The organism is Parageobacillus toebii NBRC 107807 (assembly GCF_003688615.2).
GTDB lineage: Bacteria > Bacillota > Bacilli > Bacillales > Anoxybacillaceae > Parageobacillus_B > Parageobacillus_B toebii.
In genome coordinates this window covers 2,099,614-2,122,174 of record NZ_CP049703.1, presented here as the reverse complement: position 1 = coordinate 2,122,174, position 22,561 = coordinate 2,099,614, and the positions used below count along the sequence as shown (strand labels likewise).

The 22,561-nt window shown below is 42.1% G+C and carries 22 protein-coding genes, 5 pseudogenes and 1 riboswitch; of the genes and pseudogenes, 6 read left to right on the top strand and 21 right to left on the bottom strand.

Features of this window, described 5'->3' with window-relative positions:
• Positions 1-176 precede the first annotated feature (176 nt).
• From DER53_RS10985 to hutG, 7 genes and pseudogenes are all read right to left on the bottom strand, one after another.
• Positions 177-1,499 (bottom strand): annotated as a pseudogene (locus tag DER53_RS10985) (helix-turn-helix domain-containing protein); the annotation flags it as partial.
• A 62-nt stretch (positions 1,500-1,561) separates the two neighbouring features.
• On the bottom strand, positions 1,562-2,245 hold the full coding sequence (locus DER53_RS10980) for an RNA-guided endonuclease InsQ/TnpB family protein (protein ID WP_167317824.1): 684 nt from the start codon (positions 2,243-2,245) through the stop codon (positions 1,562-1,564).
• A 73-nt stretch (positions 2,246-2,318) separates the two neighbouring features.
• Complete coding sequence (locus DER53_RS10975; RefSeq protein WP_062756519.1) at positions 2,319-3,485, bottom strand: IS256 family transposase; 1,167 nt, start codon at positions 3,483-3,485, stop codon at positions 2,319-2,321.
• Positions 3,486-3,554: 69 nt separating this feature from the next.
• Entirely contained in the window at positions 3,555-4,202 is a 648-nt protein-coding gene (locus DER53_RS10970; protein WP_121910044.1) for an RNA-guided endonuclease InsQ/TnpB family protein, read from the bottom strand.
• Entirely contained in the window at positions 4,203-4,799 is a 597-nt protein-coding gene (locus DER53_RS10965) for an IS607 family transposase (protein WP_062753241.1), read from the bottom strand.
• Positions 4,800-4,902: 103 nt separating this feature from the next.
• Positions 4,903-5,061 (bottom strand): annotated as a pseudogene (locus DER53_RS10960) (AraC family transcriptional regulator); the annotation flags it as partial.
• Positions 5,062-5,066: 5 nt separating this feature from the next.
• Positions 5,067-6,044, bottom strand: coding sequence for a formimidoylglutamase (gene hutG, locus DER53_RS10955; protein ID WP_062753243.1), 978 nt, complete (start codon positions 6,042-6,044; stop codon positions 5,067-5,069).
• A 466-nt stretch (positions 6,045-6,510) separates the two neighbouring features.
• Between hutG and DER53_RS10950 the strand changes: the two are divergent.
• Positions 6,511-6,926: pseudogene (locus DER53_RS10950) on the top strand (hotdog fold thioesterase).
• Between the two features lie 43 nt (positions 6,927-6,969).
• Here the strand turns inward: DER53_RS10950 and DER53_RS10945 are convergent.
• Positions 6,970-7,452 carry a PaaI family thioesterase gene (locus DER53_RS10945; protein ID WP_062753616.1) on the bottom strand — a complete coding sequence of 161 codons (483 nt, stop codon included), beginning with the start codon at positions 7,450-7,452 and terminating at the stop codon, positions 6,970-6,972.
• Positions 7,453-7,549: 97 nt separating this feature from the next.
• Here DER53_RS10945 and DER53_RS10940 point away from each other — a divergent pair, with 97 nt between their 5' ends.
• Positions 7,550-8,635: an AbrB family transcriptional regulator gene (locus tag DER53_RS10940; protein ID WP_244319549.1), complete on the top strand. Its 1,086-nt coding sequence runs from the start codon at positions 7,550-7,552 to the stop codon at positions 8,633-8,635.
• A 17-nt stretch (positions 8,636-8,652) separates the two neighbouring features.
• Here DER53_RS10940 and DER53_RS10935 read toward each other — a convergent pair whose 3' ends face one another.
• The 11 genes and pseudogenes from DER53_RS10935 to DER53_RS10885 all read right to left on the bottom strand — a co-directional run bounded on the left by DER53_RS10935 (position 8,653) and on the right by DER53_RS10885 (position 19,294).
• Entirely contained in the window at positions 8,653-9,036 is a 384-nt protein-coding gene (locus DER53_RS10935) for a VOC family protein (RefSeq protein WP_062753246.1), read from the bottom strand.
• Between the two features lie 33 nt (positions 9,037-9,069).
• On the bottom strand, positions 9,070-9,396 hold the full coding sequence (locus tag DER53_RS10930; protein WP_062753247.1) for a hypothetical protein: 327 nt from the start codon (positions 9,394-9,396) through the stop codon (positions 9,070-9,072).
• A gap of 75 nt (positions 9,397-9,471) precedes the next feature.
• Positions 9,472-9,579: riboswitch (SAM riboswitch) on the bottom strand.
• 108 nt (positions 9,580-9,687) lie between these two features.
• Positions 9,688-11,472 (bottom strand): oligopeptide ABC transporter substrate-binding protein, encoded by a 1,785-nt coding sequence (gene opp4A / locus DER53_RS10925; protein ID WP_062753249.1) that lies wholly within the window; start codon positions 11,470-11,472, stop codon positions 9,688-9,690.
• Between the two features lie 15 nt (positions 11,473-11,487).
• Positions 11,488-12,390 (bottom strand): ABC transporter permease, encoded by a 903-nt coding sequence (locus DER53_RS10920; RefSeq protein WP_089097134.1) that lies wholly within the window; start codon positions 12,388-12,390, stop codon positions 11,488-11,490.
• A gap of 16 nt (positions 12,391-12,406) precedes the next feature.
• A complete protein-coding gene (gene opp4B, locus DER53_RS10915; protein WP_062753252.1) occupies positions 12,407-13,375 on the bottom strand; it encodes an oligopeptide ABC transporter permease in 969 nt (322 codons plus the stop codon).
• Positions 13,376-13,393: 18 nt separating this feature from the next.
• Positions 13,394-14,320, bottom strand: a complete 927-nt coding sequence (locus DER53_RS10910; protein WP_062753254.1) for an ABC transporter ATP-binding protein — start codon at positions 14,318-14,320, stop codon at positions 13,394-13,396.
• Positions 14,307-15,329 carry an ABC transporter ATP-binding protein gene (locus tag DER53_RS10905; RefSeq protein ID WP_015863592.1) on the bottom strand — a complete coding sequence of 341 codons (1,023 nt, stop codon included), beginning with the start codon at positions 15,327-15,329 and terminating at the stop codon, positions 14,307-14,309. The genes DER53_RS10910 and DER53_RS10905 overlap by 14 nt, the downstream gene beginning before the upstream one ends.
• Positions 15,330-15,696: 367 nt before the next feature.
• Positions 15,697-17,187: pseudogene (gene glpK / locus DER53_RS10900) on the bottom strand (glycerol kinase GlpK).
• An 18-nt stretch (positions 17,188-17,205) separates the two neighbouring features.
• Positions 17,206-18,033, bottom strand: coding sequence for an MIP/aquaporin family protein (locus DER53_RS10895; RefSeq protein ID WP_062753256.1), 828 nt, complete (start codon positions 18,031-18,033; stop codon positions 17,206-17,208).
• A 242-nt stretch (positions 18,034-18,275) separates the two neighbouring features.
• Positions 18,276-18,674, bottom strand: coding sequence for a sporulation protein (locus tag DER53_RS10890; protein ID WP_062753258.1), 399 nt, complete (start codon positions 18,672-18,674; stop codon positions 18,276-18,278).
• Positions 18,675-19,042: 368 nt separating this feature from the next.
• Positions 19,043-19,294 carry a hypothetical protein gene (locus DER53_RS10885; RefSeq protein ID WP_015863588.1) on the bottom strand — a complete coding sequence of 84 codons (252 nt, stop codon included), beginning with the start codon at positions 19,292-19,294 and terminating at the stop codon, positions 19,043-19,045.
• Between the two features lie 332 nt (positions 19,295-19,626).
• Here DER53_RS10885 and cspD point away from each other — a divergent pair, with 332 nt between their 5' ends.
• Together cspD and DER53_RS10875 are read left to right on the top strand one after the other, a co-directional pair.
• Positions 19,627-19,827 carry a cold-shock protein CspD gene (cspD, locus tag DER53_RS10880; protein WP_003251474.1) on the top strand — a complete coding sequence of 67 codons (201 nt, stop codon included), beginning with the start codon at positions 19,627-19,629 and terminating at the stop codon, positions 19,825-19,827.
• A 130-nt stretch (positions 19,828-19,957) separates the two neighbouring features.
• Positions 19,958-20,218: a DUF2564 family protein gene (locus DER53_RS10875; protein WP_015863586.1), complete on the top strand. Its 261-nt coding sequence runs from the start codon at positions 19,958-19,960 to the stop codon at positions 20,216-20,218.
• Positions 20,219-20,255: 37 nt separating this feature from the next.
• Here the strand turns inward: DER53_RS10875 and DER53_RS10870 are convergent, their stop codons facing one another.
• On the bottom strand, positions 20,256-20,474 hold the full coding sequence (locus DER53_RS10870) for a zinc-finger domain-containing protein (RefSeq protein WP_015863585.1): 219 nt from the start codon (positions 20,472-20,474) through the stop codon (positions 20,256-20,258).
• Positions 20,475-20,482: 8 nt separating this feature from the next.
• Positions 20,483-21,149: pseudogene (locus tag DER53_RS10865) on the bottom strand (ribonuclease H family protein).
• A gap of 269 nt (positions 21,150-21,418) precedes the next feature.
• On the opposite strand from DER53_RS10865, the gene DER53_RS10860 reads away from it, so the two are divergent.
• Both DER53_RS10860 and sspL read left to right on the top strand, forming a co-directional pair.
• Positions 21,419-22,357: a DMT family transporter gene (locus tag DER53_RS10860; RefSeq protein WP_081189030.1), complete on the top strand. Its 939-nt coding sequence runs from the start codon at positions 21,419-21,421 to the stop codon at positions 22,355-22,357.
• A gap of 64 nt (positions 22,358-22,421) precedes the next feature.
• The gene (gene sspL, locus DER53_RS10855; protein ID WP_015863582.1) at positions 22,422-22,559 is read left to right on the top strand and encodes a small, acid-soluble spore protein L; all 138 of its coding nucleotides are present in this window, start codon (positions 22,422-22,424) and stop codon (positions 22,557-22,559) included.
• Positions 22,560-22,561 lie beyond the last annotated feature (2 nt).

Genomic DNA, 22,561 nt, shown 5'->3' with positions numbered 1-22,561 from the left:
CTTTTTATTTATCAAGAATTATAAAATGAAAGCGGTTTCTGATATATGCACCCCATTTTTGAAATCGTATACAAACTTTTGAATTTCTTCCCCAATGGTGAAATGAAATGGCCATCTTGCATCATTTTCTTTAGATTTTTTTTATTTTTTTAGATTTATAAAAAAGAACCGCTCGATCATTGCGGTTCTTTGCGCTGTTCATCGCGGTATTCGGTTGGCGTCCTCTTTGTCTCTTCTTTAAACACGCGTGTAAAATAGTGCGAGGTGCGAAAGCCGGTTTGATAGGCAATTTCTTTAATGGACAGCTCCGTTTGGGCAAGCAGGCGCTTTGCTTCCTTTATTCTCGTTTGCGTCAGCAGCTTACGAAATGAGATACCGTATTTTTTCATTAACAAATGGCTGTAATACGCTGGACTTCTGCCGACAGCCGCGGCCACTTTTTCAAGCGTTAAATCGGGATTGCGAAAATATTCTTCAATATAGCGAATCCCTTTTTCAATCACATCGGCGCGCGCCTGCTCTTCCGCCTCTTTCGCGCGATCGAGAAGCCCATAGAGGAAAAGAAGCATTTCCTGCACAATGCGGTATAAGACGCGATTGTATAAAATCTCATGAAAAATGCGCATATAGTCGCGTTCCGTCTCGCCACGATCAAGGTGATACGTTTTCATAAAGCGGCGGATTTGCGCCAATATGCTCGTCAGCCTTGTCCGCACCATTTCCGGGTTGGGAAACGGCGTCGGCATATGCAAAAATTCACGCTGCATCCACGTTTTGATGGCCTGCTTGTCAAACCGGTGCAGCATGTCAATCCATTTCCGCTGCTCTTCCGGCGTTAGAAACGGGTCGAGTTCCTTCCATCGTTCATATTCAGGAGCGGGGGCAATCACCTGGCGGTACCCGATAAAAAATGTCGTTTCCAATAAGCGGCGCGCCGTTTGATATTGCGCACGCACCGTTTGACCGCCATCAGGCGGCAGCGCGACGACCGCCAAAGGCTCCGTGCACTCCGCCTCCCAGTCGCGCAGCAGTTTCCATGCCTCTTCTTTCATATCGCCCGATACACCGGAAAACAAACAGACGACCATATTCGACAGTGACAGCACGCGAGTCGGATAACGAAACGGATATTGCGTTAAAAAGGAAACAATGTCCCGCCATTTATTTGGATTTTCTGTTTGCAGGAGCAATAGCGCCACATCTGCCGCTTCTACCTCTTCGGAAAAGAGCGAACGGTACGAATAGCGTTCCGCATCGTTGGAATGGAGCGGATGAAGGCGTTCTTGACGGACGAAGGAAGACACTGCTTTTTGGAGGCACTGCTTCAGCTTGGCTGGCTCGAGCGGTTTGACGAGCAAATCGACACACTGCCATTCAATCGCCTGTTTCGCTCGGGCAAACGTTGCCTCGGCCGTAACGGCAATCACTTTTTGGCAAAACAGCCGCACGTATTTCGTCATTTCCTCCCAATCATCATGGGAAACCATGTCCAATTCGAGGTTATGAATAATGTTTAATTCATTCAAACATATTAAAATCTTTTATTAAGCATTATTCTTTGTTAAGCCACATTGAGCTTAACAGGGTGTAACCCCACACCCTCTACTCCATTTGCAAACGCATTTGGAGATACTTTCTTAATAATCTGATAAGCCCCATTTACATCTGCATTAATTAAAATTCCTTTATTACTTCTAAACAAACCTCTTTTAATTCTTCTACTTTTATTATAATTTTCTTTGGTTGGAGCTTCTCCATCCAAGAATGATGTTCCACTTGTATATGATTCATCTGTTAATACAATCTTGATTCCAACTTCTTCACATTTGTATTGCAACTGATGAATAAACATATCATAAGGAATTTGTACAAATGATTGATTTAATCGTTTCCCTAAATTAATTTCTTGTTTCCAATTGTCATTTTTACCAATAATAACCGTATCGATATTATGCTTAACACACCAATTTACAACATATCTACTTGCTTTGTGCATGAAATCTTTAATCTTATTATTTTGTTTTAATGTTAATTTTTCTAATCTTTTACTCCGATCTAGTCCATTTTGTTTCTTTAAAATGCTTTTAAAATATGATAATTGTTTGTTGTAGTATTGATTTATGGATTTGATACCTTTGCCATTAATAACAATCGGTGTTGGTACCGTCAAGAATTTTGTGTAATGTAAATGGGGTAGGGTTTCTCTGAAATGGATTTGAATTGATAGGGGACTGATTTTCTCCACACAAGAGACTGAATATTCAGTCTCTTGTGTGGAAAGGGAGAATCCCCTTATTTTGTTTATTTACAATATTTGGTTAACAATAACGTTCTTCAAACATTCGTTGAAGAGCTTCATGCGCTTCGGCAAATCCTCGCAACTTTCGCCCTGCCCATTTCTCATTAAAATCTTGAATGGTCAAATACACGATTTTTTCAGCGGCTTCTAAACTATTCAAACTGTTCATCGGTTTTAGGCGTTTCCGAATTTCCTTGATCGTTCGTTCGATGGCATTGGTCGTATAAATCACACTTCGAATACTGCTTGGATAATCCATAAATGTAAGGAGGACATCCAACTCATTGGCCCAAGATTGAACTTCTCTTGGATATTTGCTGGACCATTTCGACTCAAACTGTTGAAACATTTGTAACGCCATCTCCTTATTCGGCGCGCGATAAATCAGCTTGAGATCCTCGGCCACTTCGAATTGGTCTTTTTTCCGAACACGGCTGAGGGTGTTGCGGACTTTGTGCACGACACAGCGCTGCACATCGGCTTTCGGATACACCGCCTTAAAGGCTTCCTCCAGCCCCGGAAGGCCATCGAAGACGCCAAGAAGCACTTCCTTGACGCCTCTTTGGTAGAGGTGTTGAAGAATTTCCTGCCATACATAGGCGCTTTCTTGTCCTCCCACGAAGAAATCCAGAATTTCGCGATACCCTTCTTCATTCACTCCTAACACCACATAAATGACTTCTTTCTCCACGGTTTCGCGACGAAGTTTTACGTATAAACCATCCAAATATAAGACGGAATAACGCTTGTGCAGTGGACGAGTGTGCCATTTCTCGATGTCTTCCTTCACTACATCGGTAATACGGCTGATCGTTGCAGGAGAATAGGCATTGCCTAAAATTCGTTCAATAAACTTGCCAATTTCACGCGTACTCATGCCACTTTGATACATCCTGATGATGGCTTCCTCCAGCCAGCCGGTGTGCCGTTGGTAAGGAGCGAACAATTGGGTTTGAAATTCTCCGTTTCGGTCTCTAGGGACCAAAAGACCTTCAATCCGACCATATTGCGTATCTAGATTTCGTTGATAGTAGCCGTTTCTCATATTTGATGTTCCGGCCTGTTCTATTTCGAGGAAATTCTTGATTTCTTCCCGCATGATCAGTTCTAATTTTTCCTTTACAAACTGACGAATGACACTTTCCAGTTGATTTGCCCAGTCGACATTCGGTATACTTTTAGACATAGGTAGGGTTCTCCTTTCTCTGGAATGTTTGGGTTCAATCAGAGAATACCCTACCTTTTTTCTTTTGATCTAGTAAAATGCTTTACACAAAATTTTATACATCATCATCGGTGTTTCACCGATGTTATTTACCATAGTTACAAAGTTATCTAATCCTAAATCAATACCTACAACACGATTACTTTCACGAATTATATCTGGAATTTCTTTTTTATAAACAACTTCAATTATGTAAATACTTCCCTTTGGTACAATTCGCACTTGTTGTAAACCTTCTGTAACTTTTGTCTTTAACTTTAAATCGGTTTTAGGAAATTTAATATATCCATCTTTAATTTTGCATTGCTGATTTGTAAAGATGACAATATTACGCCCATTTTTCTTTTTATATTTCGGCAGTTTTGGTTTGCCTAAATATTTTTCTTTATTCTTACTCCAATCCTTAATGGCTTGAAAGAATGATTTCCAATTTCTATCTAACAACCGTAAGATTTGCTGGGATGTTTGAGAAGGTAACTCTTTATAAACTTCTTCGTGTTTTAACATTTTATCTAATGAATTGTAACGAATCCATTCATTGTTATTTATAAACTCTTGTCTAACAATATAATTAGCATAATTGTATAAATTCTTTGATTTAAAACATAAGTCGTCACACATCTTCCATAATAAATGTGTTTGTTTGATTTGATGTTGTTCTACTCTTGTGATAAACAATTATTTCACCTCTCTTTCTATAAGCTCTTGAATTTTCTTTTTCTTTCGTGATGAATACAATTTCATCGAATAACAATGCAATAAACTTACTATTTCTTCAAATATTTCTTGAGAATCTAATTTTTCACTACCAATTTCAGACATCACAACAATTTCAGTATTAAATTTTTTAAACAAATATTCAAACAAATCAAAACCAACACGACTTAATCTATCTTTATATGTAATAACCACTCTTTCAACTTTTCTGTCAATAATATCATCTAACATCTTAAAAAAATCTTTTCGTTTTTCAAAAGAAATTCCACTTGCCACATCAGCAAACACCCCATGAATTTTGTATCCTTTAGAAAAACAAAATTGTTTCAACAACTGTATTTGATTTTCTAAATCTTTCTTTTGTTTAGGCGTGGATACCCTTGCGTATATATATGTTTTTCTTTCTACACCATCAAGCAATAATGAATAAACACTATCTTCATCATAATCATATCTTCCATTAGGAAGAACTTTCACTTTAATAATTCCATCTTTTACATATTTAGTTAATGTTTGTCTTGTTATTCGAAGTAGTTTCAAAACTTCATTTGCTTTCAATTTATGCACCTCCCTCTATAAATGTTGATATATCAACAATAAAATAAACATATTTTATTAAAAAATTTTAATATTTTATATCAATTTTAATATTTTATCAGACTATATATAGCAGCCCCGGTGTTTCCTTTTCTAATATCCTCATTGCCTGCCTGACGGTATTGGCGGTGTAAACGCGATGAATGGGCAGCGAATAGGCGGAAACAAGCCAGCGGATTGCCACGCTCTCGTTTTCATCCCGCTCCGCAATCAATAGTTTCATCGGCTTCACCGACCTGTCGCCGCTCGCTGGCGGCGGTGGAAATGAACGAGCGCTTCCATGCAGAAGGCGGCCGCTAACGCAATCGTTTTTCGATTTTCATCGACAAGCGGATTCACTTCACAAATATCGAAACTGATCGTTTGTGGCTTGGAAATAATATAACGAAGCAGGGCGCGGACGATTTTCGGATCAAGCCCGAACGGCGAAGGCGCGCTCACTCCCGGTGCCGCGCTTGCACTCAACACATCCATGCAAAGCGTCAGCATCAGCACATCATAGTTTTTGATAAAATCGTCAATGACTCCGTACGCGCGCTCTAGCGCTGCCAACGTCAATTCTTCCTCGAGCATGTACGTGCATCCGTATCGCTTCGCGGTTTCAAATAACGCCGCCGTGTTGCCTAGCGGTTGAATGCCGAGGCAGCAGTATCCCGCGTTTCCATCTTCATCTAATATTTGCCGAAACATTGTTCCCGATGACGGTCCTTGTCTATATGGGCGCATGTCAAAATGAGAGTCGATGTTGATAATGCCAAGCTTCGTTTCCGAACCGACCGCCTGACGAACACCGAGATAATGCCCGTACGCGGTTTCATGTCCGCCGCCGATGACAACCGGCGTGATGTTATGGCAGATAAGGCGCTCTACCGCCTGGCCCAAATGTTTCTGGCTGTTTTCTAACTCTCCCCCTTCACAAGTAATTTCGCCCACATCGTAAAGTATTGTGTGAGACGGCAGGTGCCACGGCAAGTTTGCCAGCGCTTTTTTCACTTCCACCGGCGCGTGATACGCCCCTTGCCGTCCTTGGTTGCGGCGGACCCCTTCATCGCATTGAAAGCCTAATAAAGCAAAAGCGTTTTCTGCCTGCGTCTGTACCTGACCCATATCCAGCAAACGGATCTTTTGATGGACGCGAAAACTTTTTTCCTCGCTTTCGCTGTCGATCCGTCCCGTCCATCTCTCCTTGTCCGGCTGTTTGTACATAAAACGAGACCTCCCTACTTTCTTTATGCTTTTGCACGACACCAACGTCCTGAATTAGTCATCGCGTTGATTCATCTATATCGGGATCTGATCCTTATCCCCGTCTCGTAAATGATGTCCCTTCTTCCTCTTTCTCTCCCACTTCCCTTATTTCCTTCTTGTTTTGCCGCCTATTTTTAGTGTTCTTTATACGAAAATAATAGGATTGTTTCTAATAACTAGTGAACTTATCATCATTACCATTCGTTTTGCCATTGCCGAAATCAAACCGCGCCATTCTTTTTCCCATCACAAATACAAAGCAATCCACGAGCTTCACTGTGTCGGGTCAACGAAAATGGGATCAAAACGCATAATTTTTTATTCATGAATATTGCGTAGCCCCTTAACGATAAAAAAAGAAATCTTTTCATTCGCGAATAGGGTAATATAGAATCTTATCATTTTCAAAAAAAGGGTTGTAGCTATGGCAAAAAACGTCAACTTGCATGGAGCCATAGCTGTAAAAGCGCACCGCCAGCCTGTGATACGTCGCTTGGCGTTCAATTAGTGGAAACAGGCGAAAGATATGCGAAAGGAAAATGGGCGATCGGGTGACATTGGCTAAACGGAAACGGCGGCATCATGGGGGATTTGTCAGTGCGGCGGCCTATATTATGATGGCGTATGCGATTACGACGTTGCTTCATAAAGACCAAACATTTGTCTCGATCAATCTGCATACAACATTCCACCGCCCCGACCGTTGCCGGAGAAGTGGAAGTCGAAGCAAAGGTGGAAAAATTCAGGCGCACTGTTGCCTATCTGACCGCTGTCTTAACGCAAAACGGCAAAGAAGCGGCAAGCGCCGTTTCTTCGGTCATGATCATGCCAAAACGATAAAAAAGCAGGATGGCCTCCTGCTTTTTGTTTGTCAATGGGCGCGCTATTTTTGCCCAAACGTCTTCGGCATCACAACCGCCACGACTTCTCCGCGCGCGCAAAGTTCTCCATCGGCGAATACTTCCGTCTTTACTTTCCACTTTTTCGGATGAATTTCTTCGACCGTACCGATTGCCTTTAACGGAACTCCATGCTGCGTCGGTTTCAAGAACTCTACGTTCAAAGAAGCAGTTACAAACCGCGGTGGCACTTCTCCATCTCCTGGTTCGTGTCCGTTTTTGCGATGCAGCGCCAGCGCGGCGGAACCAGTTCCGTGGCAGTCGATTAATGACGCAATCAATCCGCCATAAACAAAACCAGGAATAGCGATATGCTCGGGACGTGGCGTATAAATCGTGACCGTTTTCTCCCCTTGCCATCCGGTGCGGAAATGGTGGCCGTGCTCATTCAGCCGCCCGCATCCGTAGCACCAGGCAAATTCCTCTGGATATTCGTCTTGAATGGCATGTTTTACTTGTTCTTCCATCATTTCTCCCTCCCCTTTCCTTTTCAGTATATCACAATGAGCACATTACTTCCTTTTTCTTTTATTTTTCTTTACAATAGTGATAGGTTTACAGAGAATGGAAAGGACTACAGCAATGAAAGTGTTAGAAACATATATCGTCGCAGGACTGACCGGTTTGCTGTTTTATCATCTCCATTCCCCAATTCCATGGATGCTCGGAGCCATTACTGGAATGCTTGTTTGGAAAACGGTCATCAAGCGCCCAGTAGCGGCGCCGAAAGCGTTGTCGAATAGTGGATTGATTGTGTTAGGCACTTATTTTGGACTGTCGTTTACAAAAGAAACGCTATTAACGATTGCGCCATATATTGTTCCGTTTCTCGTTGCCACCGCATTGCTAATTGCTATTAACATTATAAACAGCATCGCGGTGACGAAATGGACACATATTGATAAAGTGACAAGTGTGTTTGCATCTGTTCCTGGCGGGCTGTCGGAAATGGTTGCCGCAAGTGAGTCGTTGAACGCGAATACTGCTTTAGTAACCATTTTCCAAACGATTCGTTTATTAACGGTCGTTTTTCTTGTGCCAACAGTCGTTGTCCATTGGTTGAACGGACACGCGTCGCCAGGAAACGCAACCGCTCAGGCGGCAGCTGTCTCTTCCGATGGTCATTACACTTGGTTTTTGTTAAGTGTTTTCGGTGCGCTTCTTTTACGAAACATCATTCCGGCAGCATACGTCGTCGGGCCGCTTGCCGTAACGGCAGTTATGCATGCGGCTGGTGTGAACCTGCCGTTACTGCCTGTATGGTTGATTATTTTGGCGCAAATTAGTGTCGGAATAAACATGGGAGAACGCATTACCTTAGAAGATATTAAGCTTGGCGGAAAATTTAGCTGGGTATATTTCTTGCTTGCGTTAGTATTAATTGCTCTATCGTTCGGATGTGGCTACGTATTTGCGGAATTAACCGATCTTCCGCTGTCGACCGCGCTGTTGAGTCTTGCGCCAGGAGGACTTGTGGAAATGGTATTAACGGCGCAAACGGTCGGAGGAGATCCAGCGATTGTCAGCTCCTTGCAATTTGTACGTCTTCTTCTTGTCATTATCGTCGTGCCGAACGTGTTGAAATGGGTGTTTCGAAAATTCCCATATATCACCGAAACGCCATGGAAAAACCGCTCTGTTCGAAACTAAAACAGAGCGGTTTCGTTTTACTTAGCCGGTTCATAAAATTCGATCCATTCTCCATCTGGTCCAAGGAAGAATAAATATTTCGCCCCGTTTGGCAGCGCCGTAATCTCTTCCCATACAAGCGGAACGCCGAGCGATTGAATCCGTTCTTTTTCTTGTTCAATTCCTTCAACGGTAAAGGCGACGTGATGCACTTTTCCTTCCGTCGGCAAATTCGGATTATACCCTTCGATCAATTCGACAATGACTGAGCCATCCAATCCTAAAAACGCCAATTTCATTGTACCGTTCGTATGCGTCATCTCGCTAAGTAGTTCCAATCCGACTACCTCTTGATAAAACTTTTTCGATGTTTCGATGTCTTTTACTTGAATGCCGACGTGTTCAAATTTTTTTACTGCCATTATGTTTCTCCCCTTTTTTCATTATTTTCAAGATTATGAAAATACCGACCGCAAATATGGAGTCATATGTACGATCGAAATTCCTTTTTCCTCTAATTCGCAAAAAATGTAGCGGTCAAGCGCATAAGGGCCAGCGGCTTTCCATTCTTCCACTTCCGCAAATGTCAGAAGAAGCGAAAACATCTTCCCTTGCGTATATCCGTATAGATGGAAAACATTTTGGCTGCTATCAAAATGAATCGCTGCCTGTCGGTCAAATTGCAAAAGCTGTTTTTGGACACAACGGGCGACATGGGAAGCAAACGATGCTACCGTTAAGTGCGCCGCCATATAGCTGCGAATCAAATCATTTTCGCGCAATCGACATTCCCACCTCCTTCTTTGCACATACATAAAAACCCCTTTCGCCATGAATGATGCGAAAGGGGGTAACCGTTCTTATCATCCAAAGCGAAAGACGCTTTGCGGGTTGGAGCACCTTGCGTAATACGCAGGTTGCTGTGGAGTCATAGAGCCCGATCTCTCGTCCACTCTTGATAAGACTGTATGCAGTTTGTTTTTATCTTATCATGGTGCCATTGTGATGACAATCATTTTTTGATTTTCACAAACGAGGAAGGGAGAGCAAAGGCGCTCTCCCCTCTTTATCTATTATTGCGCTACTTCTGGTTTTTCGGAAGTGACACCGACATCTTTCCATTTCCAAGTGAATGGGTCAATATCAGCCGAATAGTTTTTCACACGATTGTTTACCGCATAAATGATCGAACGGTATAGGGTCGGAATTACCGGCACTTCTTCATTCATTAACGCTTGCCATTCGTTGTAAATTTTCTTGCGGTATTCTTTATCGAATGCTTGCTCGGAATGTCCTTTTTCGAGCAATTCATCATTTTTCTCATTTACCCACCGAGAAAAATTAAACATGACGTTGCGGCCATATAATCCGTATGGATCCACATCGGTTCCTGTTCCCCATGCGGCAGCGAATACATCGACTTTCGGGTCATCATTCTGTACCATGTCATAGAACGAATTGAACTCTGCCAAACGTCCATCGACTAGCTGCACATTCAAGCCGACATCTTTCCAGCATTGCATATAAAACTTTGCCAATGGCTCGGCGATGTCTCCGCCGCTCATCGAAAGGAAATTAATAGTGAATTTTTTACCATTTGGATCTTCGCGGAAGCCGTCGCCATCGACATCTTTATATCCTGCTTCATCCAGCAATTTTTTCGCCTTTTCTGGATCATACGTATATCCTTTCACATTTTTATCATGGTAGCTTGGGAAGGATGGCGGAATTAACGTCGTTGCCGGGAAGCGCAAACCGTGATAAAGCCTATCTGCGACTTCCTTGTTATTAATCGCGTATGCCATCGCTTGACGAAGCTTTTTGTTTTGGAATTTCGGATTATCCATTACGTTTTCTTGCTTTTTCGCATCCCAGTGACCGAGCTTAAAACCGATGTAGTTGTAAGATAAATCAATTTTGCCGACGAATTGAATGTTTTTTGTCCCTTTCGCGTTGACATATTGATCTGTCGGGAATTCCGCAATGTCAATCTCGCCTTTTTTAAGAGCTTGCAATACGACTTGCGGGCTCACCACTTTTAAAATAACGCCTTTTAATTTCGGCTTTCCAGCCCAATAATCGTCGTTGCGAACGAATTCGACCGATTCGCCTGGAACAATTTTCTTAATTTTAAATGGACCAAAGCCAATTGGGGTTTTGCGGATTTTATCCGATTTCGCCAAATCTTTAATCGGAACATCTTTTAAATAATGTTTTGGAAGCGGATATGCCCAAATGCCTGTCAGCACAGATGGATTGGCATGTTTCCATGTAATGGTTAGTGTTTTGTCATCAATGACTTTAATTCCGGAAATTTTGTCCGCTTTTCCGCTATGGTACTCTTCCATGCCGACAATATCTTGAATGAGCGCGTCTCCGTAGCGGACACCCGTATAATCTTTATGGCCGATGACTAAGTAAGCGTATTCTAAATCTTCCGCTTTCACAGGCTCACCGTCATGCCATTTGACATTATCTTTAATTTTAATCGTCATCGTTTTTTTGTCATCAGAAAGTTCATATGTCGCTGCGCCATCATTCGTAATTTCATAGTCTTTGTTAATATGGAAGAGCGATTCATCAAAAAACTGCAAAATTTTAAAATCCGGATCACCTTCGTAAAACGCATAGCTAAGCGTTCCTTCAAATGGTGTATCGGATACTAATCCGTATTTTAATACACCATCTACGATTTTCCCGTCATTTTTGACGGTCATTGGGAATTTGCTGATGTCTTCCTTTTGCGCCGTTTGATTTTTGTTGTCTTTGTTGTTTGTGGAGTTGCTGCTGCACGCCGTTAATCCTAATAAAAAGACAACGAGCGCTACAAAAAACTTCCACTGCCATTTTTTTCTCACTGTTTTTCTCCCCCTTTATCCTAATCGTTGTCTTGCATCCGCCGCGCGTTTTAACGCTTGGCCGATAAAATTTATACACAACATCATTACTAAAATAAGCAATGATGCTGGCAGCCAAACCCACCATTTATTTTGCAAAACATCCGGATTCATTGCATAGCTGACCAGCGTCCCCAGACTTGGCGTGCTTTCCGGCAATCCAAAGCCTAAATAGCTTAAGCCTGATTCAATTCCAATATTCCCGGCAAGGTTTAATGTTAAGTTTACGATGATGATCGAACTTAAATTAGGTAGAATTTGAAAAATAATAATTTTCCAATCTGGCGTACCGAGCGTTTTCGATGCACTTACGTAGTCCAATTCCCTCTCCGCCAGCGTTTTCGCTCGAATAAGCCGCGCCTTTCCTGTCCATAAAAAGGCACTCATAATGAGAATAAACGTAAAAACATTATATTTAGGGACAATCGCCACAAATACGATCACAATCATTAAAAATGGCAGCACAAGGATAAAATCGATAATACGCATGATAATATTATCAATAACTCCCCCATAATATCCGGCAATAAGGCCAACCGTAAGCCCGATCAAACCAGTGATCAGCGTGATTGCCAAACCAATGGTAAATGAATTTCTTGCACCGATAATAAGCTGCCCGAAAATATCCCTTCCCCCATAATCCGTGCCGAGCCAATGCTCTGCGGACGGCGGGGAGTAGATAGCCAGCAAGTCCACTTTGACAATTTCGTCTTGGTCTAATAATAATGAAGCTCCATATACAACGATCAAAATCAAGGAAAGAAGAATGAGAGAACCAAAAGCTAACTTATCCTTCACCAATTCACGCCACATAATAGAGAGACTTGAAGGACTTTTTTCATTTTTTGCATGGATATCGCCTAGTTCCGCTTTCATCATTGTGTCCCCCATTCTATTACTCAATGCGAATACGTGGATCAACAGCGCTTAAGATAATATCGGATAAAAGCGTCCCGATTAAGGTAGCAAGGCCGGAAATCATCACGAGCGCGGTGACAACGCTGTAATCCCGCTGCAGAATTGATTGCAAAAACAATTGTCCAATCCCTGGATAACTAAAAATAGATTCGAGGAAGATCGATCCGCCAATTAATCCTGTAATCTCATATCCTAAGAAAGCAGCAATCGGCAAAAACGAATTTCGTAAAATATGGCGCCAATAAATGCTTGATTCCGGCACTCCTTTTGCGCGCGCGGTTTTAACAAAATCTTTCAGCTTTGTATCGATAATTTCACTGCGCAAATATTGAATCGTCCCGACCGTATTGATCAGCGCTCCAGACAGAGCCGGAAGCAAAAGATGGTTCAGCTTGCTTACATAATAGTCAAACGTTCCTTTTTCCACTTGAATATCGACGCTTCCTCCCGTCGGAAACCATCCTAGTTTGAACCCAAAAATAAACAACATAATTAACGCAAAGATAAACAACGGTGTTGCAAAGCTAACGTAGCTGTATCCAACGATTAACTTATCCGCCCAAGAGTCGGTCCATCTTCCCGAAATAATTCCTAAAGGAATCGCGATCATATACGTTAGTATCAAAATCGCGGCAGATAACAAAATCGTATTCCACATTCGCCCAGCTAGCAAATCGTTGACAGGCTGCTGATGAGTATAGGACATGCCAAGATCTCCATGCAGCAAGTTTTTAATCCAACGTACATATTGAATATGTATCGGATCATTAAGTCCGAGCTTTTCTTTCATTTCCTCTAATGTTTGCGCATCCATTTTTGGATTTCCTGCCAATTGTCCTGTCAATGCATCCCCCGGCATCGCCTTTGCCAGCAAAAATACGAGAACACTTAAAAGAAATAGTTGCGGAATCATCATTATGATTCGTCGCAATATAAATTTCAGCATCGTGTCGTCTTCCCCTCTTTACGGAATTGCAACGGAATGCGTCTTGGAGATTTTCTTTAACGGATACGCCTTGCCTTCATCATCAAAGTAGCGATGGTACGACTGCTTGTATTCCCTTTCGACTTCTTCGCGAAGCTGAAACTGCTTTTTTCTCTGCCGCGGATCCGCGTTTGGAATTGCCGAAAGGAGACGCTTTGTATAAATGTGCTGCGGATTATTAAAAATTTCTTCGCTCGTTCCTTCTTCGACAAATCTGCCGCGATACATAATACCAATGCGGTCACACATATGACGGATAATGCCTAAGTCATGGCTAATAAATAAATATGTAAGCTGAAATTCTTTTTGAATCTCTTTCATAAAATTTAACACTTGCGCCTGCACCGATACATCCAATGCGGACACTGGCTCATCGGCAATAATGAGCTTTGGATTGAGCGTAAGCGCCCGTGCAATGCCAATCCGCTGCCGCTGTCCTCCGGAAAACTCATGCGGATATTTATAAATCGACTCTGGATTTAATCCTACTCTTTCGATAAAATATTGCACTTTCCGTTTTTCTTCTTGCGGCGATAGCTTTTCAAAATTGCGGATCGGTTCGGCGATAATATCAAGCACACGTTTGCGCGGATTAAGCGAAGAATACGGGTCTTGAAAAATCATTTGAATGTCTTTTCGATACGGATAAAACTGCCTGCGGCTTAGTTTTGTTAAATCGGTGCCTTCTAATAAAATTTCACCTGCTGTCGCTTTAATGAGCCCGATAATCGCACGCCCCGTCGTCGTTTTTCCGCATCCTGACTCTCCGACAAGCCCATACGTTTCTCCTTGCCTCAGCTCAAAGCTAACATCGTCTACCGCCTTCACATAATCGACGATGCGGCGAAAAAATCCTCCGCGTACTGGATAATACACTTTTAAATGATTGACTTTAAGAAATGCCATGGCCCACGTCCCCTATATGATCATGTGGAAAGTAGAAATGCTGATAACATGTACAGCGAACCCAATGTCCTGGTTCGACTTCTCGCAAAATTGGATTTGGTTCATGTTTTGACTCATCAATCCAGCTAATTCGCGATTTGAATCGACAGCCCGTCCGCGGCATTTTTTGCAAGGAAGGAACAATTCCTTGAATGACGTGAAGTTTTTCTTTACGAGTTTGCGCGGAAGGAATCGACTGCAATAATGAGCGTGTATATGGATGAAGCGGATGGTGGAATAATGTTTCCACATCTGCCAGTTCAACAATTTCCCCAGCGTACATGACCGCTACGCGATCGGCCATTTCCGCAACTACCCCTAAATCATGGGTAATCAAAATAATGCCGGTTTTCATTTGTTGCTGCAGTTCTTTCAATAGTCCCATAATTTGCGCTTGAATCGTCACATCCAAGGCAGTTGTCGGCTCATCTGCAATGATAAGCGATGGTTCGCAAGCAATGGCGATCGCAATCACAACCCGCTGTCTCATTCCCCCTGAAAGTTCATGAGGGTAACGATGATATGTTTTTTCCGGATTCGGAATGCCAACACGTTTTAACAGTTCTAACGTGCGCTGCCGTTTTTCCGCCGAGGATAATTTCGTATGATAGTCCATGCTCTCTTCAATTTGTCGTCCTATCGTCATCAATGGGTTCAATGCCGTTAATGGGTCTTGGAAAATCATTCCGATGTCTTTACCGCGAATTTTGTTCAACTGTGAAGTAGATAACGATAATAAATTCGTTCCTTTAAATGTAATGCTTCCTTCTAATTTTGTCTTTTGTGGCGGATGCAATCCCATCACCGCAAGTGCCAGAGCGCTTTTTCCGCACCCCGACTCTCCAACGATCGCCACTACTTCGTTTTCATTCACCGTAAGGGAAACATCATCAACCGCTGCATAATACTGATCTTGAATTCGAAACGAAACGCGTAAATGATCTATTTCTAAGATTGGTTTTCCGGTCAATATATTCTCCCCTTTATAAAATTTATCGAATTTTACAAATATTTTATTACATGTTTTTTACAAATTCAATTGATTTTTGTTATTTATGCATAATTTTTTCTTATTTCTAATTGATTATTTAGCACATAGTTTTGTTTAATAAGAAAATGGATGCATGACTTTTATCATAAAATAATAACATAATATTTCCAATAGAATATATTATTTGCCACTTGTCGTCATTATTCTATTTTTTCGACTTTTTTAGACGAAATTATTGAAGCGTGATATATAAGTAGAGGGTACTATTTCTTAAGATTGGAGTTGCTTTTGCATGCAGAAAAACAAAGAAAAAGGGGGCTCTTTTTCATCGGAGAGCCCCTTCTGTTTACTTAAACGCCATCGCGGCTTTCACTGCTTTTTTCCATCCTGCATAAAGCGCTTCTTGTTTCTCTTTTGCCATTTGCGGTTCGAATTGGCGTTCTAATTGCCATTGTGAGGCGATTTCTTTCCGGTCTTTCCAATAGCCGACGGCAAGCCCAGCTAAGTATGCCGCGCCTAGGGCTGTTGTTTCATTGATGACTGGACGCTCTACTGGCACGCCGAGCATATCGCTTTGGAACTGCATTAAAAAGTTGTTTTTCACCGCTCCGCCGTCGACGCGCAGCGTTTTCAAGCCAATGCCTGAATCCGCTTCCATTGCTGTTAATACATCTTTTGTTTGATATGCAAGCGACTCTAGTGTTGCGCGAATGAAATGTTCTTTTGTCGTACCGCGCGTCAAACCAAATACCGCACCGCGTACATCGCTATCCCAATACGGTGTTCCGAGACCGACAAATGCCGGTACAACATAAACGCCATCCGTTGAATCGACTTTTTCCGCATATGCTTCACTGTCTGACGCCTGCTTGATCATTCGAAGCCCATCACGAAGCCACTGAATCGCTGAGCCAGCAACGAAAATGCTTCCTTCCAACGCATATTCGACTTTTCCGTCGATTCCCCATGCGATCGTTGTTAACAAGCCATGTTTCGATTGTACTGCTTTTTCCCCTGTATTCATCAACATAAAGCAGCCAGTGCCATATGTGTTTTTCGCCATTCCTTCCTCAAAGCACGCTTGGCCAAACAACGCTGCTTGCTGGTCGCCGGCCGCTCCAGCGATTGGCACTTCGACACCAAAGAAATGATGTGGTATCGTTTTAGCGTACACTTCCGAGGATGGGCGCACTTTTGGAAGCATTGATTTTGGAATGCCTAAAATATTTAGAATCTCATCATCCCATTGTAATGTATGAATATTAAATAAAAGCGTCCGTGAAGCGTTTGAATAATCCGTCACATGTGCGCGTCCGCCGGAAAGTTTCCAAATGAGCCATGTGTCGATCGTACCGAACAATAAATCTCCTTTTTCCGCTTTCTCTCTCGCTCCATCGACGTTGTCTAAAATCCATTTTACTTTTGTTCCGGAAAAATAAGGGTCAATTAATAACCCTGTTTTCTTGCGGAATAAGTCATCATATCCTTGTTGTTTGAGTTGTTCGCAAATATCGGCCGTTTGTCGAGATTGCCAAACAATGGCATTATAAATTGGCAGCCCCGTATGTTTATCCCATACGACTGTCGTTTCCCGCTGGTTCGTAATGCCGATGGCTGCTACTTGCTCCGGTTGCACCGATGCTTCTGACAAGACGGTAGCAATTACCGCCAAAATCGAGCCCCAAATCTCATTAGCGTTATGTTCGACCCATCCTGGCTTTGGAAAATATTGTTTAAATTCCCGTTGCGCGATATGAACAATTTCGCCATTTTTGTTAAACAAAATCGCCCGTGAGCTTGTTGTTCCTTAATCCAGTGACAAAATGTATCGTTCCATCACCAATTCCTCCCCTAATTACATGAATGCATTTTTTGCTTTATTATAGCTATTCGATGTTTTTCCATGGCTGATGAATGTCAGTGCGAGTACTACTATTATAGCAATAAGCACATACCAAAATTCCGTTGTCATTTTTCCTAGAAAGACAGCTTTGTAAAATAAACCGCCAAACGAACCGCCAAGAATCGGTCCGACAACCGGAACCCATGCGTAAGGCCAATTGGATGATCCTTTTTTTGGTATCGGAAGCAAAAAGTGAACGATACGCGGCCCCAAATCCCGCGCCGGGTTAATGGCATATCCTGTCGTTCCGCCAAGGGAAAGACCAATGGCGACAATAAGAAACCCGACGATAAATGGATTTAGCCCATCGGCAAATTTATTGGCGCCAATGGCTAAAATGCCAAGCACTAATACAAACGTGCCAATTATTTCGCTGATTAAGTTTGCGAAATAGTTTGGAACAGCAGGACTTGTTGCAAATACGCCAAGTTTTGCGCCAGGGTCGTCCGTTTCTTTCCAATGAGGCAAATAATGAAGATATACAATGACAGCGCCAACCATTGCACCAAGCATTTGTGCGGCAATGTATTTTGGCACATCTGCCCATGGAAAATCCCCGTTAAACGCTAATGCAAGCGTTAGCGCTGGATTTAAATGAGCGCCGCTAAATTGTCCAACCGCATATGCCGCTACCGCTACAGCCAGCCCCCATCCCATTGTAATAACAATCCATCCGGAATTTTGCGCAAATGATTTTTTTAAGTTTACTCCTGCGCAAACCCCGCCGCCAAAAATGATAAGTAAGGCAGTTCCAACAAGTTCTGCAACAAACGCGGTCATTCTTCTTCCCCCTTGTCACATAACTTTTGTAACTGCTTCCCTGCTTTATCCCTCCGGAGGCAAAACACCATCTTTTTTGAAAGCAGTTACATTTTCCAGCGGAAAACACAAAAACCCACACATTTTCCCTCTGAAAAAAGGGAATATGTGTGGGTCTCCAACATCTCCGCCACCATTATTAACTTACTTATAAAGTTAATAGAAAATGTAAGCGTTGTCAATAGATTTTTTACAACTTTTATTTATCTCGGCAAAATTTGAATATAGTCAAAATCTAGCGTATCCACTCCATCCTCAATATCCAAGCGGGTGATAAACCGATACGAAATTCCAGGCTGTGAAGGAGGAAGCGAATCTGGTATCTGGTACGTAAACGGTATCTGCTTCCTTTGTCCTGCCTCGATCTGAAACGCTCCTGCAACCGGAATCGTCGCGATGACATTATCGATTTCTTTCCCATCGCGCAGCGTTTTTTGGATAAATTCTACATCCAGTTTTTCAATTTTTTGTTCCACCGTGCCGCCGAGAATATGAAGAATTCCCTCAATGCACTCTCCTGGCTGAAATGTGGTTTTATTTAAAATCAAATCGACATACGCCGATCCGACTCCGATTCTTGACATCATTTTACGCAATAACATATGCTACACCTCTTATCTCTTGTTCTTGTTGTTCATCCTATAGTACGATGCAGATTTGAATGTTGTTTCATCATTTGCCTATTATAAAGATAAACAGACCTATGCCTTATGGAAGCAAAGGTCTGTTACGTCTATCCCTGAACCTCTGCGCGACTAAAGTCGGCAGATTCTGACGTACTAAAGAGTTTTTCCAACACCTGCGTGCAGTCCGATAAGTATCCTGGGCAAACACCTTACTAGGGTTATGCGCCCTGTCGGCTCGGTTCAACACCATATCTGGACTTTCATGACTATATGCTTTTGCAGAGAAACCCTATTTTGATACCGCTTACAATTAAGTTATAGCGTTGTGTCCTGTTTGTCAACTATTATTCATATACATTTTCGTTTTCAATGATATAGTCGATACGAATGACTGGAATATCGTTTCTTTCCACTTCTGCGACAATTAAGCCAATGCGGTCATTATAAATGCAAAACGTTTCTTGCCCTTTTTTAAACGCCGTTTCACCATAAGAAAGAACCATGTTGTAAATTTTGTTATCGGAAAAATAACGCCGACTGACCCGATTTCCTAAACGAACGATCACTTCTTTACCAGCGATTTTTCCGCGGTACATCCCATTCATCCCCCTTTACGCTCCTACTATTCCAATGTATGGTATATTTCTTCCATTCATTCTTACTTTTTTGCTTTCTAACCAAACTATTTCGAGACGCGAGCGGAAAATCCCTGTTTTTTTAACATTTTATAATTTTTTTCTGAATTTCGCCTTCTTTTCCTTGACGATGCCCTTACATTAGTGTATAGTAGAGTCATCATATAACAGAATATATTTCAAGCATTCATCATGTTTGCTCACCTTAGATTGCTGTGAAGTATATTCCGTTATTTGATAAAAAATCTTTAAGTTAGCCTGAGGGCTAAAGGTATTAGGAGGAATTCAGTATTATGCAACGCGGTAAAGTTAAATGGTTTAACAATGAGAAAGGTTACGGTTTTATCGAAGTAGAAGGCGGTTCTGACGTATTCGTTCACTTCACAGCGATCCAAGGTGAAGGGTTCAAAACTTTGGAAGAAGGTCAAGAAGTTTCTTTCGAAATCGTTCAAGGAAACCGTGGACCTCAAGCTGCTAACGTTGTGAAATTATAAGGCGTTCGTTGACATAAACGAAAGAACGTAAGTGAAACAAAAAAGGCCGGCAACACGCTGGTCTTTTTTGTTTTTTATGCGCATATTCCTTCCTATTTGACAAACACTATCCGCTAGGAGGTGTTTGCAAATGGAACGTGACATTCATTCTGGCTATAACGATTTAAAACAAGTAGAAATGTTTGTGGAAACAGCGGAAAAAATGGTAGGTCAAGCAACGATGAGCTTGGATAGAGACATGCTCGAAGGCGCCAAACAAGCGATTGCCAACGCCCACGATCAGCTTTCGCGCGCACGCCGGCAAGCAACTGGCGTTGATGAAGAATTTTTATCACATTATGAACAAAAACTTGCTAAGGCGGAACATCAATTAAATGAGGCATTACGATAAGGAGAAAAAAGGGCTTCCTGCTGTGTGAAGCCCTTTGTTATTTTGATGAACGAGGAGGAGTTGCCATCAACATGGCGCCGTACTGCCGCATTTTCTCGCCGACCGTGCATTGGTTAATGCAAAATGATTGCGCATATGTTTTGCCGTATTCTTTTCGAAACGTGCTTTTTAAAAAACAGCCGTCACAATACATTTGCTGTAATTCATTTAGTTTATCTAATATTTCCTTTCGTTTGTTCACTTTTTTCTCTCTCATTTCATTGCCTACCCTTTCTCTGTAAGTTCCATCATGCTAGTAATCGTTTGACCTTCCATCGCTTGACGGGCAAGCTGGTCGGCCTCTTTATTTTGCTTGCGTGAAATCGGCTCGTAAATTGGCTGAATTCCTAATTCGTTGATCTTTTCTTCAATACGGTCCAGCCATGCGTTATGGTCATCTTCAAAACACGGCCAATCGCCGGACAATTGCTTCAAGACGACGTGTGAATCGCCTCGGAAAATAACCGGCAAATGATGAACACCGAGCTCCTCGAGCATTTGCATTAAAAACCAAAACGCGGCGTATTCCGCTTCGTTATTCGACTTCAGTTCATCAAGCTGGCGGTTGGCACGAAGGCGATATTGTTCATTGTTTTGCTTATAATAAATCACCACTCCGGCTCCGCCCTGCAATGTTTCGTTATCAAAGCCGCCGTCAAAGTAAGCGATGACATCATGCGGTTCCGTTTCTACTTCTTTTAATAGCTTGTTCAGTTCTTTTTTCGACCATGTAACATGATTTTGGTCAATAAAGCATAATTCCTTTACACGACCTGTTTTTTTCAAAATCCTCGGCTAATCGGAGCGCTTCCGCAGCAGGCAAAAAATCAGAAGTAAGCACCAATTCTTGTTTTTTCGGCGTAATATATGTCCATTGGATCATAACGTCCAAGCCCTCGTCACCCTTCCGTAATCGATTCCGTGTACAGTCCATATTTTTATTATACAATACAGCGAAAAAAACATGTGAAGCGATAACTTTTCTTATTACCTATTATTATGCAGCTTTTGTTATCACATCAACGTTTTCTGTACATGTTTTATTATTTTTATGCTGTTGTATATTTTTTCATTGATTTATGATACACTACCGTTCGACTATAATTTATTAAAAGTGAAGCGGAAATGATGCAACAAAATGAACAAAACGGGGGGATTGGATTGAAAAAACAGTGGATAGCGGATTTTAGCCTTCTTGCCGTCACGTTCGTCTGGGGGGCAACATTTGTCATCGTGCAAAACGCGATTTCTTTTCTTGAGCCCCTTTCTTTTAACGCGATTCGCTTTATTTTGGCGGGATTATTTTTATTTTTATGGCTCATCATTTTTCATCGTTCGCTTTTTCGTCATTATACCTTGCCGCTTGCCCGTGCCGGTATATGGATGGGGTTTTGGCTGTTTAGCGGCTATGCATTTCAAACGGTCGGCTTACTATACACAACCTCGTCAAAAGCGGGATTTATTACCGGACTTAGCGTCGTACTCGTGCCGTTATTTTCTTTTCTCTTTCTAAAACAAAAACCATCCGTCAATGCGTCCATTGGTGCGGTGTTGGCGGCAGTCGGCCTTTATTTTTTAACCATCGGCGATGGCAAATGGATGTTAAACCGCGGAGACGTATTTGTCTTTTTTTGCGCGATTTCGTTTGCGATGCACATCATTACTACAGGAAAATATTCGGCGCGTTATTCCACCATGTTATTAACAATGACGCAAATTTTCACTGTTGCGGTGATGTGTACGATTTTTGCCTTTCTTTTTGAAGACGAAACGCAAATGTGGAATGTGGCGATTTTACAAAAACGTGAAGTATGGACAGCCCTTCTCATTACGTCATTGCTTGCGACAACGGCAGCGTTTTTAATTCAAACCAACTTTCAAAAATATACGACAGCTACCCGCGTCGCTCTTATTTTTGCGATGGAGCCTGTATTTGCCGCGCTGACCGCATACATATGGGCGAAAGAACAGCTAACGGCTTCCGCAATTATCGGCTGCATCGGCATTTTGTGCGGAATGATTTTCGCGGAGCTTCCCATTACTGCTCGGAAAATGGCGGCGTGCAAAACGGAGGCTAACTCACTAAGACAAACGAAGTGATTTTCTTTTTTTGTTTCATATTTTTGTGCAATAAAGGTGATACTATGCCACGGAGGTGAGCGCGATGACAAAGAATGGCGGCAAAAACCGCGGGACAAAAGCTCCTGGCGTGAATCCACAAGGGTTCGGTCAAGATGCGGCATTTACTCCGGATCCAAAAAGCCAACTAGAAAATGCAGCAAAAAAATCGAATACAAAATAAAA

Coding starts and splice junctions, on each gene's coding strand:
- DER53_RS10975 (WP_062756519.1), bottom strand. CDS start 3,485: ATGTCTAAAAGTATACCGAATGTCGACTGGGCAAATCAACTGGAAAGT.
- hutG (WP_062753243.1), bottom strand. CDS start 6,044: ATGTACAAACAGCCGGACAAGGAGAGATGGACGGGACGGATCGACAGC.
- DER53_RS10945 (WP_062753616.1), bottom strand. CDS start 7,452: ATGGAAGAACAAGTAAAACATGCCATTCAAGACGAATATCCAGAGGAA.
- DER53_RS10940 (WP_244319549.1), top strand. CDS start 7,550: ATGGAAAGGACTACAGCAATGAAAGTGTTAGAAACATATATCGTCGCA.
- DER53_RS10935 (WP_062753246.1), bottom strand. CDS start 9,036: ATGGCAGTAAAAAAATTTGAACACGTCGGCATTCAAGTAAAAGACATC.
- DER53_RS10920 (WP_089097134.1), bottom strand. CDS start 12,390: ATGATGAAAGCGGAACTAGGCGATATCCATGCAAAAAATGAAAAAAGT.
- opp4B (WP_062753252.1), bottom strand. CDS start 13,375: ATGCTGAAATTTATATTGCGACGAATCATAATGATGATTCCGCAACTA.
- DER53_RS10910 (WP_062753254.1), bottom strand. CDS start 14,320: ATGGCATTTCTTAAAGTCAATCATTTAAAAGTGTATTATCCAGTACGC.
- DER53_RS10895 (WP_062753256.1), bottom strand. CDS start 18,033: ATGACCGCGTTTGTTGCAGAACTTGTTGGAACTGCCTTACTTATCATT.
- DER53_RS10890 (WP_062753258.1), bottom strand. CDS start 18,674: ATGTTATTGCGTAAAATGATGTCAAGAATCGGAGTCGGATCGGCGTAT.
- DER53_RS10885 (WP_015863588.1), bottom strand. CDS start 19,294: ATGTACCGCGGAAAAATCGCTGGTAAAGAAGTGATCGTTCGTTTAGGA.
- cspD (WP_003251474.1), top strand. CDS start 19,627: ATGCAACGCGGTAAAGTTAAATGGTTTAACAATGAGAAAGGTTACGGT.
- DER53_RS10875 (WP_015863586.1), top strand. CDS start 19,958: ATGGAACGTGACATTCATTCTGGCTATAACGATTTAAAACAAGTAGAA.
- DER53_RS10870 (WP_015863585.1), bottom strand. CDS start 20,474: ATGAGAGAGAAAAAAGTGAACAAACGAAAGGAAATATTAGATAAACTA.
- sspL (WP_015863582.1), top strand. CDS start 22,422: ATGACAAAGAATGGCGGCAAAAACCGCGGGACAAAAGCTCCTGGCGTG.